Origin of the sequence: Acidovorax sp. LjRoot66 (assembly GCF_964253305.1) — a bacterium.
GTDB lineage: Bacteria > Pseudomonadota > Gammaproteobacteria > Burkholderiales > Burkholderiaceae_C > Acidovorax.
Genome location: NZ_CAXUQU020000001.1, coordinates 404821 through 425890, shown reverse-complemented (window position 1 = coordinate 425890; position 21070 = coordinate 404821). Strand labels below are relative to the sequence as shown.

Annotated in this window: 19 protein-coding genes; 13 read left to right on the top strand and 6 right to left on the bottom strand. The window is 68.3% G+C overall.

The genetic code is table 11. The features are described 5' to 3' along the window. The first annotated feature begins 42 nt into the window (after window positions 1-42). Window positions 43-1185 carry a GlxA family transcriptional regulator gene (locus tag ACSQ3Y_RS01980; RefSeq protein ID WP_436176272.1) on the top strand — a complete coding sequence of 381 codons (1143 nt, stop codon included), beginning with the start codon at window positions 43-45 and terminating at the stop codon, window positions 1183-1185. A 60-nt stretch (window positions 1186-1245) separates the two neighbouring features. Here ACSQ3Y_RS01980 and ACSQ3Y_RS01975 read toward each other — a convergent pair whose 3' ends face one another. Beyond that, entirely contained in the window at window positions 1246-2115 is an 870-nt protein-coding gene (locus ACSQ3Y_RS01975) for an ABC transporter substrate-binding protein (RefSeq protein ID WP_436176271.1), read from the bottom strand. Between the two features lie 236 nt (window positions 2116-2351). On the opposite strand from ACSQ3Y_RS01975, the gene ACSQ3Y_RS01970 reads away from it, so the two are divergent. Beyond that, entirely contained in the window at window positions 2352-3122 is a 771-nt protein-coding gene (locus ACSQ3Y_RS01970) for a class II aldolase/adducin family protein (protein WP_436176270.1), read from the top strand. A gap of 107 nt (window positions 3123-3229) precedes the next feature. After that, the gene (gene gstA / locus ACSQ3Y_RS01965) at window positions 3230-3838 is read left to right on the top strand and encodes a glutathione transferase GstA (protein WP_057200413.1); all 609 of its coding nucleotides are present in this window, start codon (window positions 3230-3232) and stop codon (window positions 3836-3838) included. Window positions 3839-3866: 28 nt separating this feature from the next. On the opposite strand, the gene ACSQ3Y_RS01960 is transcribed toward gstA, so the two are convergent. Next, window positions 3867-5087 carry a YbfB/YjiJ family MFS transporter gene (locus ACSQ3Y_RS01960; protein ID WP_436176269.1) on the bottom strand — a complete coding sequence of 407 codons (1221 nt, stop codon included), beginning with the start codon at window positions 5085-5087 and terminating at the stop codon, window positions 3867-3869. 194 nt (window positions 5088-5281) lie between these two features. On the opposite strand from ACSQ3Y_RS01960, the gene ACSQ3Y_RS01955 reads away from it, so the two are divergent. After that, on the top strand, window positions 5282-6412 hold the full coding sequence (locus tag ACSQ3Y_RS01955; protein ID WP_057266851.1) for an alkene reductase: 1131 nt from the start codon (window positions 5282-5284) through the stop codon (window positions 6410-6412). A gap of 145 nt (window positions 6413-6557) precedes the next feature. Here the strand turns inward: ACSQ3Y_RS01955 and ACSQ3Y_RS01950 are convergent, their stop codons facing one another. From ACSQ3Y_RS01950 to ACSQ3Y_RS01940, 3 genes are all read right to left on the bottom strand, one after another. Further along, on the bottom strand, window positions 6558-7136 hold the full coding sequence (locus ACSQ3Y_RS01950) for a hemerythrin domain-containing protein (RefSeq protein ID WP_436176268.1): 579 nt from the start codon (window positions 7134-7136) through the stop codon (window positions 6558-6560). 146 nt (window positions 7137-7282) lie between these two features. Beyond that, entirely contained in the window at window positions 7283-8956 is a 1674-nt protein-coding gene (locus ACSQ3Y_RS01945; RefSeq protein ID WP_436176267.1) for a methyl-accepting chemotaxis protein, read from the bottom strand. A 149-nt stretch (window positions 8957-9105) separates the two neighbouring features. Continuing rightward, entirely contained in the window at window positions 9106-11343 is a 2238-nt protein-coding gene (locus ACSQ3Y_RS01940; RefSeq protein ID WP_436176266.1) for a heavy metal translocating P-type ATPase, read from the bottom strand. Window positions 11344-11452: 109 nt separating this feature from the next. Between ACSQ3Y_RS01940 and ACSQ3Y_RS01935 the strand changes: the two genes are divergently transcribed. The 3 genes from ACSQ3Y_RS01935 (at window position 11453) to cueR (ending at window position 13291) form a co-directional block, all read left to right on the top strand. Continuing rightward, window positions 11453-12541 carry a flavodoxin family protein gene (locus ACSQ3Y_RS01935; protein WP_436176265.1) on the top strand — a complete coding sequence of 363 codons (1089 nt, stop codon included), beginning with the start codon at window positions 11453-11455 and terminating at the stop codon, window positions 12539-12541. 106 nt (window positions 12542-12647) lie between these two features. Next, entirely contained in the window at window positions 12648-12866 is a 219-nt protein-coding gene (locus tag ACSQ3Y_RS01930) for a heavy-metal-associated domain-containing protein (RefSeq protein ID WP_436176264.1), read from the top strand. Next, window positions 12863-13291 carry a Cu(I)-responsive transcriptional regulator gene (gene cueR, locus ACSQ3Y_RS01925; RefSeq protein ID WP_436176263.1) on the top strand — a complete coding sequence of 143 codons (429 nt, stop codon included), beginning with the start codon at window positions 12863-12865 and terminating at the stop codon, window positions 13289-13291. The genes ACSQ3Y_RS01930 and cueR overlap by 4 nt, the downstream gene beginning before the upstream one ends. On the opposite strand, the gene ACSQ3Y_RS01920 is transcribed toward cueR, so the two are convergent. After that, a complete protein-coding gene (locus ACSQ3Y_RS01920; protein ID WP_436176262.1) occupies window positions 13288-14028 on the bottom strand; it encodes a TetR/AcrR family transcriptional regulator in 741 nt (246 codons plus the stop codon). The two genes, cueR and ACSQ3Y_RS01920, sit on opposite strands and share 4 nt — an antisense overlap. A 150-nt stretch (window positions 14029-14178) precedes the next feature. Between ACSQ3Y_RS01920 and ACSQ3Y_RS01915 the strand changes: the two genes are divergently transcribed. From ACSQ3Y_RS01915 to ACSQ3Y_RS01890, 6 genes are all read left to right on the top strand, one after another. Continuing rightward, window positions 14179-15045: an ABC transporter ATP-binding protein gene (locus tag ACSQ3Y_RS01915; RefSeq protein ID WP_436176261.1), complete on the top strand. Its 867-nt coding sequence runs from the start codon at window positions 14179-14181 to the stop codon at window positions 15043-15045. Continuing rightward, window positions 15042-15923 (top strand): branched-chain amino acid ABC transporter permease, encoded by an 882-nt coding sequence (locus ACSQ3Y_RS01910; protein WP_057266858.1) that lies wholly within the window; start codon window positions 15042-15044, stop codon window positions 15921-15923. The genes ACSQ3Y_RS01915 and ACSQ3Y_RS01910 overlap by 4 nt, the downstream gene beginning before the upstream one ends. Before the next feature lie 90 nt (window positions 15924-16013). Further along, window positions 16014-17051, top strand: a complete 1038-nt coding sequence (locus tag ACSQ3Y_RS01905) for a branched-chain amino acid ABC transporter permease (protein ID WP_436176260.1) — start codon at window positions 16014-16016, stop codon at window positions 17049-17051. 43 nt (window positions 17052-17094) lie between these two features. Beyond that, entirely contained in the window at window positions 17095-18285 is a 1191-nt protein-coding gene (locus ACSQ3Y_RS01900; RefSeq protein WP_436176259.1) for an ABC transporter substrate-binding protein, read from the top strand. A 166-nt stretch (window positions 18286-18451) separates the two neighbouring features. Continuing rightward, complete coding sequence (locus tag ACSQ3Y_RS01895; protein ID WP_436176258.1) at window positions 18452-19267, top strand: ABC transporter ATP-binding protein; 816 nt, start codon at window positions 18452-18454, stop codon at window positions 19265-19267. Further along, the gene (locus ACSQ3Y_RS01890) at window positions 19264-21063 is read left to right on the top strand and encodes an AMP-dependent synthetase/ligase (protein WP_436176257.1); all 1800 of its coding nucleotides are present in this window, start codon (window positions 19264-19266) and stop codon (window positions 21061-21063) included. The genes ACSQ3Y_RS01895 and ACSQ3Y_RS01890 overlap by 4 nt, the downstream gene beginning before the upstream one ends. Window positions 21064-21070 lie beyond the last annotated feature (7 nt).

Below are 21070 nucleotides of genomic sequence, written 5' to 3'. Positions count from 1 at the left end.
TCGCCGCTATATTGAACGTATGCGACATGCAGGGAAAACCCGATGCCCCCACCCAAAGCGCCCCCCGATGCCCTCTCTGACGAGATTGGTGCAGCCGCGCACCAGGCCAGTGCACAGAACGCAGGCGACATTGGTGCACTGATCGGCCGGCTCGACGCCTCACCCCGGGCGGCCGCCACGCGCAAGCGGCCCGCCCACGCGTCAGCCACCGAGCTGCGCGTGGGCATCCTGCTGTGGCCGCAGTTCCCGCTGCTGTCGCTGGCCGGGCTGTGCGATGGCCTGCGCCACGCGGCCGACGTGGGCGACCAGAGCCGGCAGATCCGCTGCTCGTGGACCATCCTCGGCGTGCCGGGGCAATCGGTTCAGGCCAGCTGCGGCGTGGCCGTGCCGGTGCAGGAATCGCTCTCGTCCGAATGCGACTACGACTACATCGCCGTCATCGGCGGGCTGCTGCCCGCCATCCCCACCGCGAGCCCGCGCTACCAGGCCTTCCTGCACTTCGCTGCCTCGCTGGGCAAGCCGCTGATCGGCATCTGCACCGGCACCTTCGCGCTGGCGCACGCGGGGCTCATGGCCGGGCGCCAGGCCTGCGTGCACCCCTACCATGTGGAGGACTGGAAGGCCGCCTTCCCGGCCCTGGACTACCGCACGGACTGCCACTACGTGTTCGACGGCGACCGCATCAGCTGCGCGGGCGGCATCTCCATCGTGGAGCTCACGGCCGAGCTGGTGCGCCTGCATTGCGGGCCCGACCGCGCGGCCAAGGTCATCCACCAGATGACGGTGAACCCCGCCGCCAGCAGCACCCACGTGGCGCGCCGCCATGCGCTGGGCTACGGCACGGCCGACCACGACAAGCTGCGCCAGGCCATCGTGCTGATGGAAAAGAACATCGGCACGCCGCTGGAGATCGCGGTCATCGCGCGACTCGTGGATTCGAGCAGCCGCCAGCTCGAGCGCGTCTTCCTGGCCGAGACGCGCACCACGCCGTCGGAGTTCTACCGCAACGCGCGCCTCAAGTACGCGCGCTGGATGCTCACCAGCACCGACCTGCCGGTGATCACCATCGCCTACGAGTGCGGCTTTTCCGATGCCTCGCACTTCATCCGGCACTTCCAGCAGCTGTACGGCATGCCGCCGGGGCGCATGCGCAAGGCGCTGCAGGCCGGCACCGTGGAGGCCTGAAGCAAGAACGCCGCATGCGTTCCCAGGGGCATGCACGCGGCTCGCCAGGGTCTCAAAAGCTCACTTGCAGGAAGGCAGCTTCCAGTCTGCCGCGCGGTCCACGCCGGCCCGGGCGTTCTGGCCCACCGGGATGTACCAGACGTCCTGCACCAGGCCGTAGGTCTTGCCGATCTTGCGCAGCTCGCAGGTCTGCCAGAGTTTGGCGATCTCGGTGTTGACCGCCTTGAGAAGCTCGGGGTTGTCCTTGTTCAGGCCGAATACCACCTGCCCCGGGCCGGTGAGCAGCGGGTAGTCGGGCGAGGCATCGCTGAAGGCGTTGAACTTGATCTTCCACTGCGGGTTCTGCGAGATCGCGTACTGCATCACCGGCGGGTCGCCGATCACCGCGTCGATGCGCCCGGCCAGCAGGTCGCGCACGGCCGCGTCCGAGGTGTCGTACAGCGCCAGCTGCAGGCCACTGATCTTGCGCAGCTCGGGGATGAACGAGAAGCCCGTGATCGTGCCGACCTTCTTGCCCTCCAGGTCCTTCAACTTGCTCCAGTCGGTCTTGTCGGACTGCGTGATGCCGTTCTTGAAGTAGTGGATGGGGTCGCTCAGCGCCATGATCTTCGAGCGCTGTTCCGTCCAGCCCATGGTGCCGGCCATCACGTCCACGCGCTTCGATTGCACCGAGGCGATGGTGCCCGACCACTCCATCAGCGCCGGCTTGACCTTGAGCTGCAACGCCTCGGCGACGCGCTGCAGGATTTCGCCGTCGTAGCCCACCATCCGGCCGTCCTGGTAGCCCGTGCCCGGCATGTCGCCCGAGAAGGCGATGGTGAAGGCGCCCTTGTCCACGGTCTCCAGGGCATGGGCCGAAAGCCCCAGGGCGGACAGACAGGTGGCGGCCGCGAACGAGGCCAGCAGCCTCGCGATTTTGAGTGTTGGCATGGTGGTGATCTCCAGAAGTCCGGTGGTGGTTCCCTCCCATCGTGCGATGGGGTGAATCGACTGTAGGGACGCCTGCCGCGTGGCGATTGGAGGTGCGCACGGCGAAATGGAATGCCCGCGACATTGCGGGAATGCCCCAGGAAACAGCTCCGTTGTGTAGCCTGCCGGACAGTCCAAGGGCTGCAGGCGGCCTACAGTGGGCCTTCCGATACCCACAACTCCAGGAGACACACCCCATGATCGCCATCCCCTCCCTGCAAGAAAGCGTCAGCCCCGAAGAATGGCAGCTGCGCTGCGACCTGGCCGCCTGCTACCGCCTGGTGGCACTGTACGGCTGGAGCGACCTGGTGTTCACCCACATCAGCGCCAAGCTGCCCGAGTCGGTGTCGGGCCCCGAGCACCAGTTCCTGATCAACCCCTACGGACTGATGTTCGACGAGATCACGGCATCGAGCCTGATCAAGGTCGACATGCAGTGCAACAAGCTGCACGACTCGCCCTTCCCGGTGAACCCGGCCGGTTTCGTGATCCACAGCGCCGTGCACGAGGCCCGGCACGATGCCCAGTGCGTGCTGCACACCCACACCCGCGCCGGCGTGGCGGTGAGCGCGCAGAAATGCGGCGTGCTGCCCATCAGCCAGCAGAGCACCTTCGTGCTCGCCTCGCTGGCCTACCACGGCTACGAGGGCGTGGCCTTTCGCGACGAGGAAAAGCCGCGCCTGCAGGCTGACCTGGGCGAGGCCAACTTCCTCATGCTGCGCAACCACGGGCTGCTCACGGTGGGCAAGTCGATTGCCGACGCCTTCCTGTCGATGTACACCTTCGAGAACACCTGCCGCATCCAGATCGACGCCCAGGCCGGCGGCGAGCTCAACCCGTTGGACCCGCAGATCGTGAGTGGCGTGGCCCAGGCCATGCGCGTGCAGACCGGTGGCCTGGGCGGTGCCTTTGTCTGGCCCTCGCTGTTGCGCAAGGCGCAGCGCGACGCGCCTGGTTACGACAGCTGACACTTGCCCCGGGCAACCCGGGCGGCTTTACCGCCCGGGTCATGCAAAAAGCGGGAGCAGCGCATAGGATCGGGGGTTCCCGCCGTATCCAACCCAGAGGACCCACAATGAAACTCTACTACTCTCCTGGCGCCTGCTCCCTGTCTCCGCACATCGCATTGCATGAAGCGGGCCTGGCGTTCACGCCCGTGCTGGCCAGCACCAAGAGCCACAAGCTGCAGGACGGCACCGACTACTACACCATCAATCCGCTGGGCTACGTACCCCTGCTGGAGCTGGACGACGGCACGCGCCTGCGCGAAGGCCCGGCCATCCTGCAGTACATCGCCGACCAGGTGCCGCTGAAGATGCTGGCCCCCCAGAACGGCTCGCTGCAGCGCTACCGCCTGCAGGAATGGCTGACCTTCATCGGCACCGAGATCCACAAGGGCTTCAGCCCCCTGTTCAACCCCGCCACGCCCGAGGAATACAAGACCATCGCGCGCGACAAGCTGCTGCAGCGCCTGCAGTGGGTGGACGGCCAGCTGGCCGACAAGCAGTACCTGATGGGCGAACAGTTCACCGTCGCCGACGGCTACCTGTTCACCGTGACCAACTGGGCCAAGCCCACCAACGTGGACATCTCGGCCTTCACCCACCTGGCCGCCTACCGCGACCGCGTGGCCGCCCGCCCTGCCGTGCAGGAAGCCATGAAGGCTGAAGGCCTGCTCAAGTAAGCAGCGCCGAGCGGCCGCCGCTGGCGCGTCATGCCTCCAGCGGTTTCTGCCGCGACGCCACGGCCGCGCCGATCCACAGCGCGCAGGCCGAGAACACCAGCCCGCGCGCCAGCCCGCCGGGGCCATCGGCGATCCAGCCGACCACCGTGGGCCCGACGATCTGGCCGGCCGCGAAGACGATGGTGAAGGCGCTGATGCCGCTGGCCCACAGCGCCTGCGGCAGGTTGTGCCGCACCAGCGCCGTGGTGGAGGCCACCACCGACAGGAACACCGCGCCGAACAGCAGGCCCGAGGCCAGCACCACGGGCCACGCCGAGGTCAGCGCCGGCAGCACCGTGGCCACGCCCAGCAGGCCGTTGAGCAGGGCCAGCGCCTGCCCTCCCCGGCTGCGGTCCAGGAGGCCCGCCCAGATGCGCGAGGACAGCACCACCGCCAGCCCCAGCAGCGCATAGAACCAGGTCACGGCCGTGCCGCTGGCGCCCTGCTCACGCAGCAGCGCCACCACGAAGGTCATGTAGCCGATATAGCCCACACCGAACAGGCCATAGCCCAGCAGCGCCGGCGCAAAGGCCGCCCAGCGCATGCCACCGGTTGCCGGCTGCGAGGAAGCTGCGGCAGCGGCCGGTGCGGCCAGGGCCTGCAGCGCCCGCGCCGGCCACAGCAGCACCAGCGTGGCTGCCACGCAGGCCAGGGCCAGTGCCCACCACGCCCAGGCCCAGGGGTGCGGGCCCGGTGCAGTGGCCAGCACCGCCGGCACCAGCACCGCCGACAGGCTGATGCCCCAGCCCGTGCCGCCGTAGTACAGGCCCAGCAGCAGGCCGCTGCGCCCGGGCTGCTGCGCGCCCAGCCGCGCCGCGAGCAGGCCGCCGCAGACGAAGACCAGCGCACTCGCCACCCCGGCCAGCAGGCGCTGCACCAGCAGCGGCACGGCATCCACGAAAAAGCCGCACAGCCCCATGAACACGGTGGCCAGCACCGACCCCGCCACAAGCAAGGTGCCGGGCGAAAAGCGGCGCAGCAACATCGGCGTGGCCAGGGCGCCCAGCAGGTAGCCCAGCGCATTCACGGTGTTCATGGCCCCGGCCAGCGTGTAGGACCAGGAGAGGTCCTCGCGCATCGGCGGCAGCAGCAGCGCGTAGGCAAAGCGCGTGATACCGAGCGAGACAGCCGCCCCCATCGACAGGGCCACGGCCAGCCACAGGCCATTGCGCAGCAGGGCGGAGGAAGGCGCGGGCGGGTCATGGCTCATGGCGGCCATTGTGCCGGGCAAGGGTCCACGGTGCTGTCGCCCGCTGTTCTCCATGCGCAGCCTCCCAGGCCTTGCGGTAACACAAATCCCTTGCCCTGTGTTGCGCCAGCCCACTGCAGCCTTTGCCGATTGCGAATACGCTTGTCCGTCATTTCCGGTCCTTGCGACCTCCGCACGAACGAAAGCTCCGCTCCATGTCCACAGCCTCTCTTTTCGATCCCCTCCAGGTCGGTGACATCCACTTGGCCAACCGCATCGCCATGGCACCGCTCACGCGCAACCGCGCACCCAATGCCGTGCCGGCCGAGATCACGGCCACCTACTACGCGCAGCGCGCCAGCGCCGGCCTGCTGATCACCGAGGCCACGGCCATCAGCCACCAGGGCCAGGGCTATGCCGACGTGCCGGGCTTGTACGGCACCGAGCAGCTCGATGCCTGGAAGAAGGTCACCACCGCCGTGCACAAGGCCGGCGGCAAGATCGTGACCCAGCTGTGGCACGTGGGCCGCATCTCGCACAACGACCTGCAACCCGATGGCGGCGCACCCGTGGCGCCCTCGGCCCTCATCGCCAAGTCCAAGACCTACCTGATCGACCGCGCCACCGGCAAGGGCAGCTTCGCCCCCACCTCGCAGCCGCGCGCGCTCGACGCATCCGAGCTGCCCGGCATCGTGCACAGCTACGCGGCCGCCGCCCGCAACGCGGTGGAGACCGCCGGCTTCGACGGCGTGGAGATCCATGGCGCCAACGGCTACCTGCTCGATCAGTTCCTCAAGACCGGCGCCAACCAGCGCACCGACGACTACGGCGGCAGCATCGAGAACCGCGCCCGCCTGCTGCTCGAGGCCACGCGCGCCGCCGTGGATGCCGTGGGTGGCGGCAAGGTCGGCATCCGCCTGTCGCCCGTCACGCCGGCCAACGATATCGTGGACGAAGACCCGCAGCCCCTGTTCGACTACGTGATCCGCCAGCTCGCCCAGCTGCGCCTGGCCTACATCCACGTGATCGAAGGCGCTACCGGCGGCCCGCGCGAACTGCCGGACCGCCCCTTCGACTACGCCGCCCTCAAGACGGCCTACCGCGAAGCCGGCGGCAAGGGTGCCTGGATGGTCAACAACGCCTACGACGCCGGCCTGGCCGAGAAAGTGGTGGCCGACGGCACGGCCGACATCGTGGCCTTCGGCAAGCTCTACATCGCCAACCCCGACCTGGTCGAGCGCCTGCGCACCAAGGCCCCGCTCAACGCCTGGGACCAGAGCACCTTCTACGGCGGCGGCGAGAAGGGCTATACCGACTACCCGACGCTCGCTGAGACAGCAGCGTAACAAGCGTTGTCAGCTCTCGGGCGGTGCCTGCCTCAGCAGCGCATGCAATGCGCGCTGTACACGCCAGTGCCCCCGTGCAAGGGCCGCCCCGCCGCACCGGGGGCGTCCCCCCTTTGGGGGGATGACGCGAAGCGGCTCAGGGGGGCTACCCCAGCCCTATCGGACTGGGGGCCCGCATCACGATGCGGGTGAACAAGCGGTCATAGGCCCCGTCGCGGACCGGGCCCTGCGCCAGGGGATTGATGTTGCTGGCAAACGCCGCATCCACGGCCGCCCAGTCCTGCGCATCCAGGTGCGCGTGGGCTGCGGGAAGCACCACGGTCTCTTCGATCCGCATGTGCTCTAGGTAGAAGGCCACATAGCGCTGCAGGGCCTCCTCGAACGCGCTGCGCCGCGTGTCCCCCAAGAGTTCCCAGGCCAGCAGCAGGTGCTGCAGCTCGCGCACGGCTGCCTCCCCGCCTGCATGCTCGCGCTCGAGTTGCGCGATGGCTGCCGCCGCCTCGGGCGCACGCTCCGCCACTCGGGGGAAAAGCCACTGCGACTCCTTGGGGTGGTGCTGGCGCTCGGGAAACTCATCGATGTAGAACAGCATCGCGCGCATCACGTCGAAGAACGCGGCCGGCGCGTCGGCCGGCCCCCGGTCCAGCATCAGTTCCAGCGAGCGCAGCACCGCTGCCAGCGAGGCGTGTTCGTCGCGAATGGTCCGCACACTGGCATGGGGCATGGCTTCGCTCCTGAAGATTACATTGCCCCAAGGGTGCCATGCCGGTGTCCGGACCGACCTGACGCAGGTCAATGAAAGCCCCATGAAAAAAGCCCCGCTCGCAGAAGCGCGCGGGGCCTTGCCCTGGGGCCGAAGACGGCGTGGCGTCAGCGTGCCAACAGCTGGCGCGAGCCCGTTGGTGCACGCAGCGATGCATGCTGATGGGGCTGGGCCACGGGGCTGCCGCTGTGACCGCCATGGCCGCTGTGGGCCATCGACTCGTCGAGCTGGAACTGCTGCACCACTTCCGACAGGCGCGCCGCCTGCTCGCGCAGCGACTCGGCCGCGGCAGCGGACTCTTCCACCAGCGCCGCGTTCTGCTGCGTCATGCGGTCGATCTCGCCCACCGACTGGTTCACCTGGCCGATGCCGGCCGACTGCTCGGTGGCCGCGGCCGTGATCTCGCCGATGATGTCGCCCACGCGTTGCACGCTGGCCACGATCTCCTTCATCGCCGTGCCCGCGTCTTCCACATGGCGCACACCGCCGTCCACGGCGGTCACGCTGTTGCTGATCAGCGCCTTGATGTCGCTGGCCGCTGCGGCCGAACGCTGGGCCAGGCTGCGCACTTCGCTGGCCACCACGGCAAAGCCACGGCCCTGCTCGCCCGCACGGGCCGCTTCGACCGCCGCGTTCAGCGCCAGGATGTTGGTCTGGAAGGCGATGGAGTCGATCAGGCCGATGATGTCGCCGATCTTGCGGCTCGATGCCGAGATCTCCTGCATGCTGGCCACGGCCTGCTGCACCACCGAGCCGCCACGCGTGGCGGTATTGGAGGCCGATGCCGCCAACTGGTTGGCCATCTGCGAGGACGATGCCGTCTGCTGCACGGTGGAGGTCAGCTGCGACAGTGAGGCCACGGCCTCCTGCGCGTTGCTGGCCGTCTGCTCGGTGCGCTGCGACAGGTCCTGGTTGCCCGTGGCGATCTCCTGGCTGGCCGTGGCGATGTTGCCGCTGGCATCGCGCACCTGCGCCACCAGCGAACCCAGGCCCTGCTGCATGTCGCGCAGCGCGCGCTGCAGATCGGCCACCTCGTCCTTGCCCTGCGGGTTGATGGGCTGCGACAGATCGCCACCGGCAATCGCCTGCGCCATGCGCCGGGCTTCGGCCAGTGGGTTGCAGATGGACTGCATGTTCAGCAGCGTGAGCGGCACCACCACCACCACCGTGATCAGCACAGCCAACGCGAACAGCAACTTGGTCTGCGCAGTGACGCTGCTCTGCTGCTCCACGGCCTTGGCCACATCGGCACGCAGCACCTCATCGAGCTGCACCATGAGCTTGTCGGCCTGGTCGAACTCGGCCACGGCCTTGCCGCTCATGCGGTTGGCGATGGTGGCCGTGTCGTAGCCCCCCGCCTCCAGCTGGCGCGCCACATGGGCGAACTGCTCGCGGTAGCTGTCCAGGCGCTTGATGATGTCGCGTACCACGGGGTTGTCGCTGTCCTCGGGTCCGTCCAGGAACTTGGTGGCGATCTTCTTGGCCTTCTCCTGGCTGGCCAGCCACTTGGCCTGTGCCACCTTCACAACCTCGGGCTTCTCGTAGCCGATGATCATGTCCTTCTCGAGCTGGCGGATGGTGCCCATCTCGCCGCGCAGCTCGGCCATGTACCCCACTTCGGCGAAGGAGTTGGCCATGAAGTCCTCGCTGAGATCGGCAATGCGGAACATGCCCAGCATGCCGGCACCCCCCAGCAGCCCCAGCAGACCCAGCACCACGCCAATGGCCCCCAGCATGCGGAATCGAATGGTGAACTGCCGCATGAGCGAGAAAAGATTCATGATCTGTCGTCCTTATGGATGTGTGTGCCCGTGCCGGACTGCAAGGAAGGCGTCTGCGACGCAGGGCCTTCCCCACCCCCGTGTCCGCCGGGCTGCAACAAAACGTTGCAGTTTGCCAGACAAGTGTGACCATGCGCCATACGTGTTTATCACATGCGCCAGCGCTTGAGCAGGAGGGCATTCGCCATCACGCTTACCGAGCTGAGCGCCATAGCAGCCCCGGCCACCACCGGGCTCAGGTAACCCAGCGCCGCCAAGGGGATGCCGGCCACGTTGTAGGCAAAGGCCCAGAACAGGTTCTGGCGGATTTTCATCACCGTGCGGTGCGAAATGTCCAGCGCTGCCGCCACCAGCAAGGGGTCACCGCGCATCAGCGTGATGCCCGCCGCATGCATGGCCACATCGGTGCCATTGCCCATGGCCATGCCCACGTCGGCGGCGGCCAGGGCCGGCGCGTCGTTCACGCCGTCGCCCACCATGGCCACCACATGGCCGCCCTGTTGCAATGCGGCCACCCGCACGGCCTTGTCACCCGGCAGCACCTCGGCCATGACCTCGCCCGCCGCCGGGTCGAGCCCCAGGCGGCGCGCCATGGCCTCGGCCGCCCCCCGGTTGTCGCCCGACAGCATCACCGTGCGGATGCCCCGGGCCTTGAGGGCCGCCAGCGCCTCGCGCGCGCCCGGCTTGGGCTCATCGCCAAAGGCCAGCAATGCGCGCAAGGCCAGGCCCTGGGCCGTGCGCTCGGCCACCGCAGAGACGGTAGCGCCCTCGGCCTGCAGATCGGTGGCACGGCCGGCCAGCGATCCCAGGTCCACCTCCAGCTCCTGCATCCAGCGCAGGCTGCCCACGAGGTAGCTGGCGCCCTGCACTTCGCCTTCGGTGCCACGGCCCGGCACGGCGCGCACGGCATCTGGGGCCTGCAGGGCCAGCTGGCGCTCCTGCGCCGCGCGCACCACGGCGCGCGCCAGCGGGTGCTCGCTGCCGCTCTGCACCGCCGCGACCGCCGCCAGCACCGCGCCTTCGACTAGGCCCGGCACCACCTCGAAGGCGGTCAGCCGCGGCTGGCCCACGGTCAGCGTGCCGGTCTTGTCGAAGGCCACCGTGTCCACCTGGTGCGCACGCTCCAGCGCCTGCGCATCCTTGATCAAAATGCCGTGCTTGGCGGCCACGCCCGTGCCCGCCATGATGGCGGCCGGCGTCGCCAGGCCCAGCGCACAGGGGCAGGCGATCACCAGCACCGCCACGGCGTGGATCAGTGCCGCCTCCATGCCAGCACCGGCCCACAGCCAGCCCAGCAAGGTGGCCAGGGCCATGGCCAGTACCACCGGCACGAACACGGCCGACACCTTGTCCACCAGCCGCTGCAGCGGGGCCTTGGCGGCCTGCGCATCCTCCACCAGGCGGATGATGTGCGCCAGCACCGTCTCGGCGCCCACGGCCGTCACCGCCATCACGACGCGCCCGTCGCCGTTGATCGAGCCGCCCGTGAGGGGCGCGCCCACGTCGCGCGCCACCGGCAGCGGCTCGCCAGTCAGCATGGATTCGTCCACCTGCGTGTGGCCCTCGTGCACCGTGCCGTCCACCGGGATGCGCTCGCCCGGGCGCACCACCAGCCGGTCGCCCACCAGCACCTCGGCCACAGGCACGTCCACCTCGCCGGCCTTGCCCAACAGGTGCACCACGTCGGGCCTCAAGGCATGCAGCGCATGGATGGCGGTGGTGGTCTGGCGCTTGGCGCGTGCCTCCAGCCACTTGCCCAGCAGCACCAGCGTGACCACCACGGCCGAGGCCTCGAAATACAGGTGCGGCGCATGGCCAGCATGTGCAGTAAGCCATAGCCACACCGACAGGCCCCAGCCCGCGCTGGTGCCCAGCGCCACCAGCAGGTCCATGTTGCCCGTGAGGGCCTTCAGTGCATGCCAGCCCGCTTTGTAGAAGCGCGCCCCCAGGATGAACTGCACCGGCGTGGCCAGTGCGAACTGCAGCCACGCGGGCAGCATCCAGTCCTGCCCGAAGAGATCACCCAGCATGGGCAGCACCAGCGGTGCCGACAGCGCCAGGCCCACGCCCACGGGCAGGAAGCCAGCCCAGGGCGACAGGTCCTCGGCCGCATCGGCGTGGTCCTTCGCCAGCGGCTCGTAGCCCGCATTGCGCACGGCGCGGCGCAGTTGCGCCTCCAGCGCAGCGGCATCGCTGCCGGCGGGCGCCGCCACGCCGATGCGGGCGGACTCCGTGGCCAGGTTGACCGAGGCATCCTGCACGCCCGGCACCTTGCGCAGCGCGCGCTCCACGCGGCCCACGCAGCTGGCGCAGGTCATGCCGCCGATGCCCAGGTCGAACTGTTGCAGGGCCTCAAGGGCCCGGTCAGGGGTGGTGTCGTTGGTCATGAGGGGTACCTTACAGCTTGCCATGGTGTCAAGGTCAAGCCCTTGCCCCAGATCAAGTCGGCGCCTTGTCCGATACGGTGGCATTGCCGGCGGTGGTCGAATTTTGTGCATGACAAGCCCTACACCCCCACGGGCGCGCACCGGCCAGGCCCCCCAGCCGCTGGACCGCGCCGAATTCCGCGAACGCTTCCTGCTCGACTTCCAGGACCCGCGCTTTGCCGACGAGGCCGGCGACGCCCTGGACCGCATCGAGGCCATCGCCTGGCGCAACTACGACGACAACCGCAAGGCGCCACGCACACGCAAGGCCGGGCCCGGCTATGCCGACCCGGACTACGACCTGTCGGTCGACTGGCTGGAGGCCAAGGAGCGCATCGACGCAGCGCGTGCGCGCTGGGCCGACCCGGCCAGCCCCTCGCGCGTGCTGCTGGTCTGCGGCTCGGCACGCAACGACGGCACCTGCCCCGGCGAGATCTCCAAGAGCTGGCGCATGCTCAACATGGCGCGCGACGTGCTGGCCGCCGAGCACATTGAAATCGACCTGCTCGACCTGAGCCGCGTCACCTCCGACTACGGGCGCCACATCCATCCCTGCAAGGGCTGCGTCTCCACGGCCATGCCGCTGTGCCACTTTCCGTGCAGCTGCTACCCCAACCATGCCATGCGCCAGACGGGAGACTGGATGAACGAGATCTACGAACGCTGGACCGCCGCGCACGGCGTGATGATCATCACCCCCGTGTACTGGTACCAGTCGCCCAGCCCGCTCAAGCTCATGATCGACCGCCTGGTCTGTGCCGACGGCGGCAACCCCGACCCCACCAGCACCCACGGCAAGAAGTCCGCCGAGGCCAAGGCGCTGGAGCTGGCCGGCTGGGGCTACCCCAAGCACCTCGAAGGCCGCACCTACGCCCTGGCCGTGCACGGCGACGTGGCCGGCATCGAGATGTCGCGCCGAGGCCTGTCGGACTGGCTCGACTGGATGGGCTTCATCGACGCCGGCCAGGCTGCGCGCCTGGACCGCTACATCGGCTACTACGAAAGCTACGCCCAAAGCCACGAGGTGCTGGACCGCGACACCGCCATGCAGGCCGAGATCCGCGGCGCCGCACAGGCCCTGGCCGCGGCGGTGGGCGAGCTGCGCGCGGGCACCCTCTCGCGCCCCGATGCCGGCGTACGCCGCGCCCGGCCGAAGTAGGCAGTCCCTCTTCAAGGTTTTGCAGCAGGGCTTGACCTTGCCACCATGTGAAGGTTTACGCTCCAGGCTGTTCAATGCAATCAGCCAACCAGCAAGGAGTATTCACATGCAGCCATCTACCACCACCAGCCATGACTTCCAGGTCCAGGGCATGACCTGCGGCCACTGCGAGCGCGCCGTGACCCAGGCCGTGCAGGGCGTGGACCCGGCCGCCAACGTGCGCATCGACCGCGCCAGCGGCAATGTGCATGTGGAGCACAGCAGCGCCGCGCGCGAAGCGCTGGCCGCCGCCATCGCCGAAGAAGGCTACGCCGTCGCGGCATGAGCAAGACCGACTGGCCCGTGCCCATCGGCGAGGCCGCGCGCCGCGCCGGGGTTTCGGCGCGCATGGTGCGCCACTACGAGTCCCTGGGCCTGGTGGCCGGCGTGGCGCGCACCGACAGCGGCTACCGCCAGTACACCGCGGCCGACGTGCATGGCCTGCGCTTCATCCGCCGCGCACGCGACCTGGGCTTTTCGATGGAAGAGATCGCCGGCCTGCTCGCCCTGTGGCAGGACCGCAGCCGCGCCAGCAGTCAGGTCAAGCGCATCGCCCAGGCCCACATCGAGGACCTGAACGAGCGCATCGCCGCCATGCAGGCCATGCAGCGCAGCCTGCAAACGCTGGTGTCGTGCTGCCATGGGGATGAGCGGCCGGACTGCCCGATCCTGGATGACCTGGCGGGGGAGCCAGCTCCCCCCAGGCACTAGGCGCGCTTGCGCGGTGCCGCTGCTGCAGCCGGTGCCACCTTGCGCACCCGCTTGGCAGGCGCCTTGGCCACCACCGCGCCATCGGCGCGCCGCAACACCCCCTGGCACAGCGTCGCTATGCACTGCTCGGCCACCTGCTCGGCCGTGTACTCGCCGCCGGGCTGGTACCAGCGGCCGATCCAGCTCAGCGCCCCGGCGATCACGAAGGCCGTCATCTTCGGATCGCACGGCTCCAGCGAGCCCTCCTGCACGCCCTCGGCCACCAGGCGTCGGAACTCCCGGTCGATGGCGGATTTGTGGCGGCGTAGTTCGGCGCGGCTCTCGGGCGGCAGCTGCTCGTCGCCCACACGGATCAGGCACTTGCCGAAATCCTCTGTGACGATGCGCGCATAGACCTGCATGCAGGTCATGAGCTGGTCGACGGCCTTGCCGCCAGCCGCGCGCGAGGCATCGATGCCCTCGAGCATCATCTGCAGGCCCTTGCTCACGCACTGCAGCAGGATCTCGTCCTTGTTCTTCACGTAGTAGTACAGCGTGGGCTTGGTGACGTTCAGCCGCGCGGCGATGTCGTCGAGCGAGGTGGCGTGAAAGCCGCGTTCGTTGAACAGCTGCGCGGCGGCCTGCAGCACGGCATTGCGCTTGGCTTCGCGCTGCTGTTCGCGGTGCGACGCGGGCGCCCAGGGCGACGCGGGCGGGCGGTCCGCACTGCGGGGGGGCGACACGGTGGGGCTGGGCATGGCGGGCTGGTTCCTCGGGAAAGTACGGATGCTGGTTTGGCGCAGGGCCTTCCAGAATCTACTCGTGAGTAAACAGTTTACGCACAAGTAGAAAATTTCTGCAGGCCCGCAGGCATTTTCTGGTCAGCACAAACCCGCATTAGAAAGCCAATGGAGACACACCCACCCGGCAATCCCCCCGCCAGCGCGCCGCCCCTGCTGCAGGTCGATGGCGTCACGCTGGCCTTCGGCGGGGTCAAGGCGCTCACCGGCGTGGGCTTTGGCGTGCAGTCCGGCTCCATCACCGCCGTGATCGGGCCCAACGGCGCGGGCAAGACCTCGCTGTTCAACACCATCTCGGGCTTCTACCGCCCGGGCAGCGGCGCCATCCGTTTCAAGGGCCAGGACATCACGCGGGTGCCGGCCCCGCAGCGCGCCCGGCTGGGCCTGGGGCGGAGCTTCCAGAACATCGCGCTGTTCCGCGGCATGACGGTGCTCGACAACATCAAGCTCGGGCGCCACGCGCACCTCAAGGCCAACGTGCTCGACGCGCTGCTGTACATCGGCCGCGCACGGCGCGAAGAGGCCGCCCTGCGCGCCGACATCGAGGAGCGCATCATCGACTTCCTGGAGATCGACCACATCCGCCACGCGCCGGTCTCGGCCCTGCCCTACGGCCTGCAAAAGCGCGTGGAGATGGCCCGCGCCCTGGCCATGCAGCCCGAGATCCTGATGCTCGACGAGCCCGTGGCCGGCATGAACCGCGAGGAGACCGAGGACATGGCGCGCTTCATCCTCGACGTGCGCGCCGAATGGGGCGTCACCGTGCTCATGGTCGAGCACGACATGGGCATGGTCATGGACCTGTCGGACCACGTGGTGGTGCTCAACTTCGGGCAGGTCATCGCCCAAGGCACGCCGGCCGAAGTGCAGGCCAACCCCGAGGTCATCCGCGCCTACCTGGGCTCGGGCGACGTGGGCGACCTGCGTGCCCGGCTGCATGCTGGGGCCGCGACGCCGCTGCAGGGAGTCGCATGATGGACTGGGCCTACCTGTTCGAAATCAGCCTCACCGGCATCTCCGGCGGTGGCCTGTACGCGCTGGCGGCACTGGCCTTCGTGATGGTCTACAAGGCCACGCGCGTGGTCAACATCGCCATCGGCGAGATGCTCATGGTCGGCGCCTACCTGTTCTTCACCTTCGCCGCCACCTTCGCGCTGCCGCTGTGGCTGGCCATTCCTGCAGCGGTGCTCGGCTCGGGCCTCTTGGGCGCGGTGATCGAGCGCACCATGATCCGCCCGCTGCTGGGCGAGCCGCCGATCTCCGTGTTCATGGTCACCGTGGGCCTGGCTTCGGTGCTCGTGGGCCTGGTGGAGATGATCTGGACGGCCGACCAGCGCCGCCTGCCCGAGTTCATGCCGACCAAGCCCATCATGATCGGCGAGGCCTTCCTCGCGCCCAAGGTGTTCTGGGGCGCGGTGATCGCGGTGGCCTTCATCGCGGCCGTGCTGCTGGTGTTCCGCTTCTGGCGCGGCGGCGTGGCCCTGCGCGCCACGGCCAGCGACCAGGCCGCCGCCTACTCGGTGGGCATCAACGTGCCGCGCGTGTTCTCGCTGGCCTGGGTGGTCTCGGCCATGATCGCCGCAGTCTCCGGGATCATCGTCGGCTCCATCGGCGGCATCTCGTCGAGCATGGGCGTGTTCGGCCTGTCGGTGCTGGTGGTGGTCATCGTCGGCGGGCTCGACAGCGCGCTCGGCGCCCTCATCGGCGGCGTGCTCATCGGCCTCATCGAGGCCCTGGCCGGCGCCTACCTGGGCGGCGAATACAAGCTCCTGGCCACCTTCATCGTGCTCGTGGCCGTGCTGCTGGTGCGGCCCTATGGACTGTTCGGCACGCACGAGATAGAGAGACTCTAGAAACATGCGCCCCCACGTTCATCACTTCGTGTATTCACTGCCCCCCAGGGGGGCGCAGGCCTGCCTTGGGGCGGCCCGGCGGGAGGCCTGATGCGCATCGGTACTCTCAAGGAATCCTACGTCGCCGACGCGGCGCTGTTCGACTCGCGCACGCAGAAGGTCTGGCTCGCCGTGGCCGCCGCGCTGCTGCTGCTGTTCCCCTTCATGGCCAGCGACTACTGGCTCTACCTGGCCTGCCTGGTCAGCATCAACGTCGCCAGCGCCACGGGGCTGAACATCCTCACGGGCTACACGGGGCTGGTGAGCCTGGGGCAGGCCGCCTTCATGGGCCTGGGGGCCTACACCGTGGCCGTGCTGGAGACGCGCGTGGGCACGCCCTTCCTCCTGAACCTGCTGGCTGGCGGCTTCGTGGCCATGCTGGGCGGCATCGTCGTGGGCATCCCCTCGCTGCGCGTCAAGGGCCTGTACCTGGCCATCGCCACCATCGCCGCATCGTTCATCGCGCACTTCATCTTCGCCAACTGGAAGTTCACGGGCGGCACCGGCGGCCTGAGCGTGCCGCCGGCCAAACTCTTCGGCCTGCCGCTCGATACCTCGTTCCGCCTGTACTGGGTGATCGTGCCGGTCACCGTGCTCATGCTGCTGGGCGCGGCCAACCTGTTTCGCACGCGCGTGGGCCGCGCCTTCATCGCCATCCGCGACCGCGACATCTCGGCCGAGGTGCTGGGCATACCGCTGCTGCGCTACAAGCTTTTGTCGTTCGGCCTGTCCTCGTTCTATGCGGGCGTGGCCGGCGGTCTGTGGGCCTACTTCTTTCGCGTGGTCACACCCGAGAGCTTTCCGCTGCTCATGTCGATCTTCTTCCTGGCGGCCATCATCGTCGGCGGCATGGGCTCCATCCTGGGCGGCATCCTGGGTGCGGTGTTCATGACCATGGTGCCCGAGCTGCTCAAGCTGGTGGTCGACCTGCTGCCCGGCGGCAACGAGCTCACGGTGTTCCTCTCGCCCGTGCGCACCGTGATCTTCGGCCTGCTGATCATCGGATTTCTGGTGTTCGAGCCGCAGGGGCTCGCAGAAGTGTGGCGGCGCATTCGCCGCTTTTTCCATCTGTGGCCGTTCCGCAATTGAGAGAGCCGCTGCAGCCCATAAAACCATGAAGGAGACAAGCACCATGCCCACGACCACCACCCCATCCCTCGCATCCCAGCGCCGCCGCACCCTGCTGCTCGCCGCAGGCGCCACGCTGGCCGCACCGCTCACCGCCACCGCACAGGCCAGCGGCGAAGACATCGTCATCGGCGGCTCCATCCCGCTCACGGGCGTGTTCGCGTTCGCGGGCGTGGGCATCAATGCCGGCATCGGCGACTACGTGAAGATGGTCAACGACGCGGGCGGCATCAAAGGCCGCAAGCTCAAGTACGTGCCCGAGGACACGGGCTACAAGGTCGACGTCTCGGTGGCGGCCTACAAGAAGATCACCAGCCAGAACAAGGTGAATCTCTACTACGGCGACTCCACGGGCTTTGCCAAGACCATCAATCCCGAGCTCGACCGCGCGGGCAGCACGCTGATGGCCGGCGCCTCGTTCGCGTCCGAACTCAACGACCCCGCCAAGTACCCCAACCAGTTCCTCGTCGGCCCCGACTACACCGAGATGTTCGGCATCCTGCTCAAGCACATCGCCAAGGAAAAGCCCGGTGCCAAGGTGGCCTTCGTATATTCGGACTCCGAGTTCGGCCGCGACCCCATCGACAAGAGCGAAGCAGCCGCCAAGGCACTCGGCCTGTCGGTGCCCGTCAAGATCATGACGCCCGCCGGCAGCGTGGACGTCTCGGGCGAGGTCATCAAGCTGCGCCGCGCCGCGCCCGACTACACCATCTTCCACGGCTACATCCTGGCCCCCATCCCCGAGTTCATCACCCAGGGCAAGCAGCAGGGCATGACCAGCAAGTGGATGGGCACCTTCTGGACCATGGACAGCTCCACCGTGATGAAGATGGGCGAGGCCGCCGACGGCTTCATGGGCGTGATGCCCTACCGCTACTACTACGACACCGAGAAGGCGCCCATGCTGGAGAAGATCCGCGCGCTGCGCCCCGAGTACCAGAGCACGGCCTACATCCAGGGCTTTCTCGCCGCCATGCTGTTCACCGAATCGGCCAAGCGCTGCCTGGATGCGGGCAAACCGCTCGATGGCAAGAACCTCAAGGCCGCGCTCAACAGCATCAAGGACTTCGACACCGGCGGCCTGATCGGCGTGCCGATCACCATCAGCGGCAACTCCATCCCTGTGGGCCGCGTGTACCGCGCGGACATGAAGGCCCAGAAGATGGTCGCCGCCTCTGACTGGATCAAGCTCTGATGTCCCTGACACCCCCCCTGAGTCGCTTCGCGCCTTCCCCCTTCAGGGGGACGCACCCCGAGGCCCGGCAAAGCCGGTTCCACGGGTGCGCTGGCAGAGCAGCGCCCACGGCATGCTCCGGGTGCGGCGCGGTGCGCGGTGGTCCTACCCTGCTGCCGAGACCGTGATGCCGCACGCTCCTGAGTTCGTCCTCGAAGTCAACAACATCGAGGTCATCTACAACAAGGTGGTGCAGGCCCTGCGCGGCCTGTCGCTGTCCGTGCCGCGCGGGCAGATCGTGGCGCTGCTGGGCAGCAACGGGGCGGGCAAGTCCACCACGCTCAAGGCGGTGTCGGGCCTGCTGGCGCTGGAGGATGGTGAAGTGCAGGGCGGCAGCATCCGCTTCAACGGCCAGCCCACTGCGGCGCTCGCACCTCAGCAGTTGGTGCGCAACGGCCTGTCGCACGTGATGGAAGGCCGCCGCGTGTTCGAGGACCTCACGGTGGAGGAGAACCTCGTAGCCGCCACCTATGCACTCACGGGCCGCAAGGATGCAAAGCCCGATTTCGACAGCGTCTACAGCTACTTCCCGCGCCTGCACGAGCGGCGCCGGGGCCTGGCCGGCTACCTCTCGGGCGGCGAGCAGCAGATGCTGGCCATCGGCCGCGCGCTCATCGCCCAGCCCCAGCTGATCCTGCTCGACGAACCTTCGCTGGGCCTGTCGCCGAAGCTCGTGGAAGACATCTTCACCATCATCGCGCGCATCAACGCCGAGCGCGGCACCTCCATGCTGCTGGTCGAACAGAACGCCACCGTGGCGCTGGCCGTCGCCCACCAGGGCTACATCATGGAGAACGGCAAGATCGTGATCGACGGCACGGCCGAGCGCCTGGCCAGCGACCCCGACGTGCGCGAGTTCTACCTCGGCATGGGCGGCGGTGGCGAAGCGAAAAGCTTCAAGGACATCAAGCACTACAAGCGCCGCAAAAGATGGCTGTCATGACCCTCCCCGAACTCACCCTGCCCCAGATGCTGCGCGAGCGCGCGCGCACCGAGCCCGGCCGCGTGGCCATCCGGCAAAAGGACTTCGGCATCTGGAAGCCCTTCACCTGGGCCAGCTACCACGAGCGGGCCAGCCACTTCGGCCTGGGGTTGCGCGCGCTCGGGCTGCCGGCCGGCGGCCATGTGGGCGTGATCTCGGAGAACCGCACGGAGTGGGTCCTGGCGCAGATGGGCGCCGGCCTGGTCGGTGCGGTCACCGTGGGCGTCTACCCCACCAGCCCCACCAACGAGGTGGCCTATGTGGTCGGCCATGCCGACATCGAGATCATGGTCTGCGAGGACCAGGAGCAGACCGACAAGCTGCTCGCGGCGCTGCCCGAGTTGCCGCGCCTCAAAAAGATCATCGTCATGGAGACCAAGGGCCTGCGCAGCTTCGCGCCCGAGGTGCGCGCGCTGATCGCCACCTTCACCGAGGTCGAGGCGCTGGGCGCCGCATCGGGATCGCAGGCGCTGGTGGACGAGGCACTCGCGCGCCAGACGCTCGACGACGTGGGCCTGATGATCTACACCTCGGGCTCCACCGGCAAGCCCAAGGGCGCGATGATCAGCTACCGCAACATCCGCGGCGTGGTGCCCGGCATCGTCGACCGGCTGCAGCTCGACGCGGCCACCACCCACCTGTCCTACCTGCCGCTGTGCCACGTGGCCGAGCAGATGCTCACCAGCTTCGTGCCGGTGTACATCGGTTCGCAGGTGAACTTCGGCGAATCCATCCGCACCGTGCAGGAGGATCTGCGCGAGGTAGCGCCCACCATGTTCCTGGGCGTGCCGCGCATCTGGGAGAAGATGCATGCCGCCATCCACATCAAGCTGCAGGAGACCGGGGGCCTGCGCCGCCGGCTGTTCCACCGCGCCATCGCCGCCTGCCAGCCCCTGGCCGAGAAGCCGCGCAGCAGCTGGAGCCTGGCCGAGCGGGCCACCTTCGCCGCCAGCTACTGGCTGGTGTTCCGTGCGCTGCAGAATTTCATCGGCCTGCGCGATGCGCGCGTGGCGCTCACCGGGGCCGCACCCATCCCGCCCGACGTGGTGCGCTTCTTTCGTGTGCTCGGCCTGCCGCTGGTGGAGGTCTACGGCCTGACCGAATCCACCGGCATGGTCACGGGCCACCGGCTGGACCAGGTGGTGGTGGGCACCGTGGGCGTGCCCACGCTGGGCGTGGAGCACCGCATTGCCGACAATGGCGAGCTGCAGCTGCGCGGCGACATGGTGTTCGCGGGCTACTACAAGAACCCCGAGGCCACGGCCACGAGCATCATCGACGGCTGGCTGCACACCGGCGACGTGGTGCGCGAAGAGCAGGGCCAACTGAAGATCGTCGACCGGCTCAAGGACATCATGATCACGGCCGGCGGCAAGAACCTCACGCCCTCGGAGATCGAGAACACCATGAAGGGCAGCCCCTTCATCAAGGAATGCATCATCGTCGCCGAGGGACGCAAGTTCGTCGGCGCGCTGGTGATGATCGACTACGAGACCGTGGGCAAGTGGGCCGAGGCCCGGCGCCTGGCGTTCACGCATTTCCGTTCGCTGGTCGAGGCACCCGAGGTGCGCGAACTCATCGACACCGAGATCCGCCGCGGCAACGAGCGCCTGGCCCAGGTCTCGCAGATCCGCCAGTTCCACCTTCTCACCAAGGAGCTGGACCACGACGACGGCGAGGTCACCGCCACCATGAAGGTGCGCCGCTCCAGCATCTACAAGACCTACGCTGCCGAGATCGAGGCGCTGTACCGCTGAGGAACCG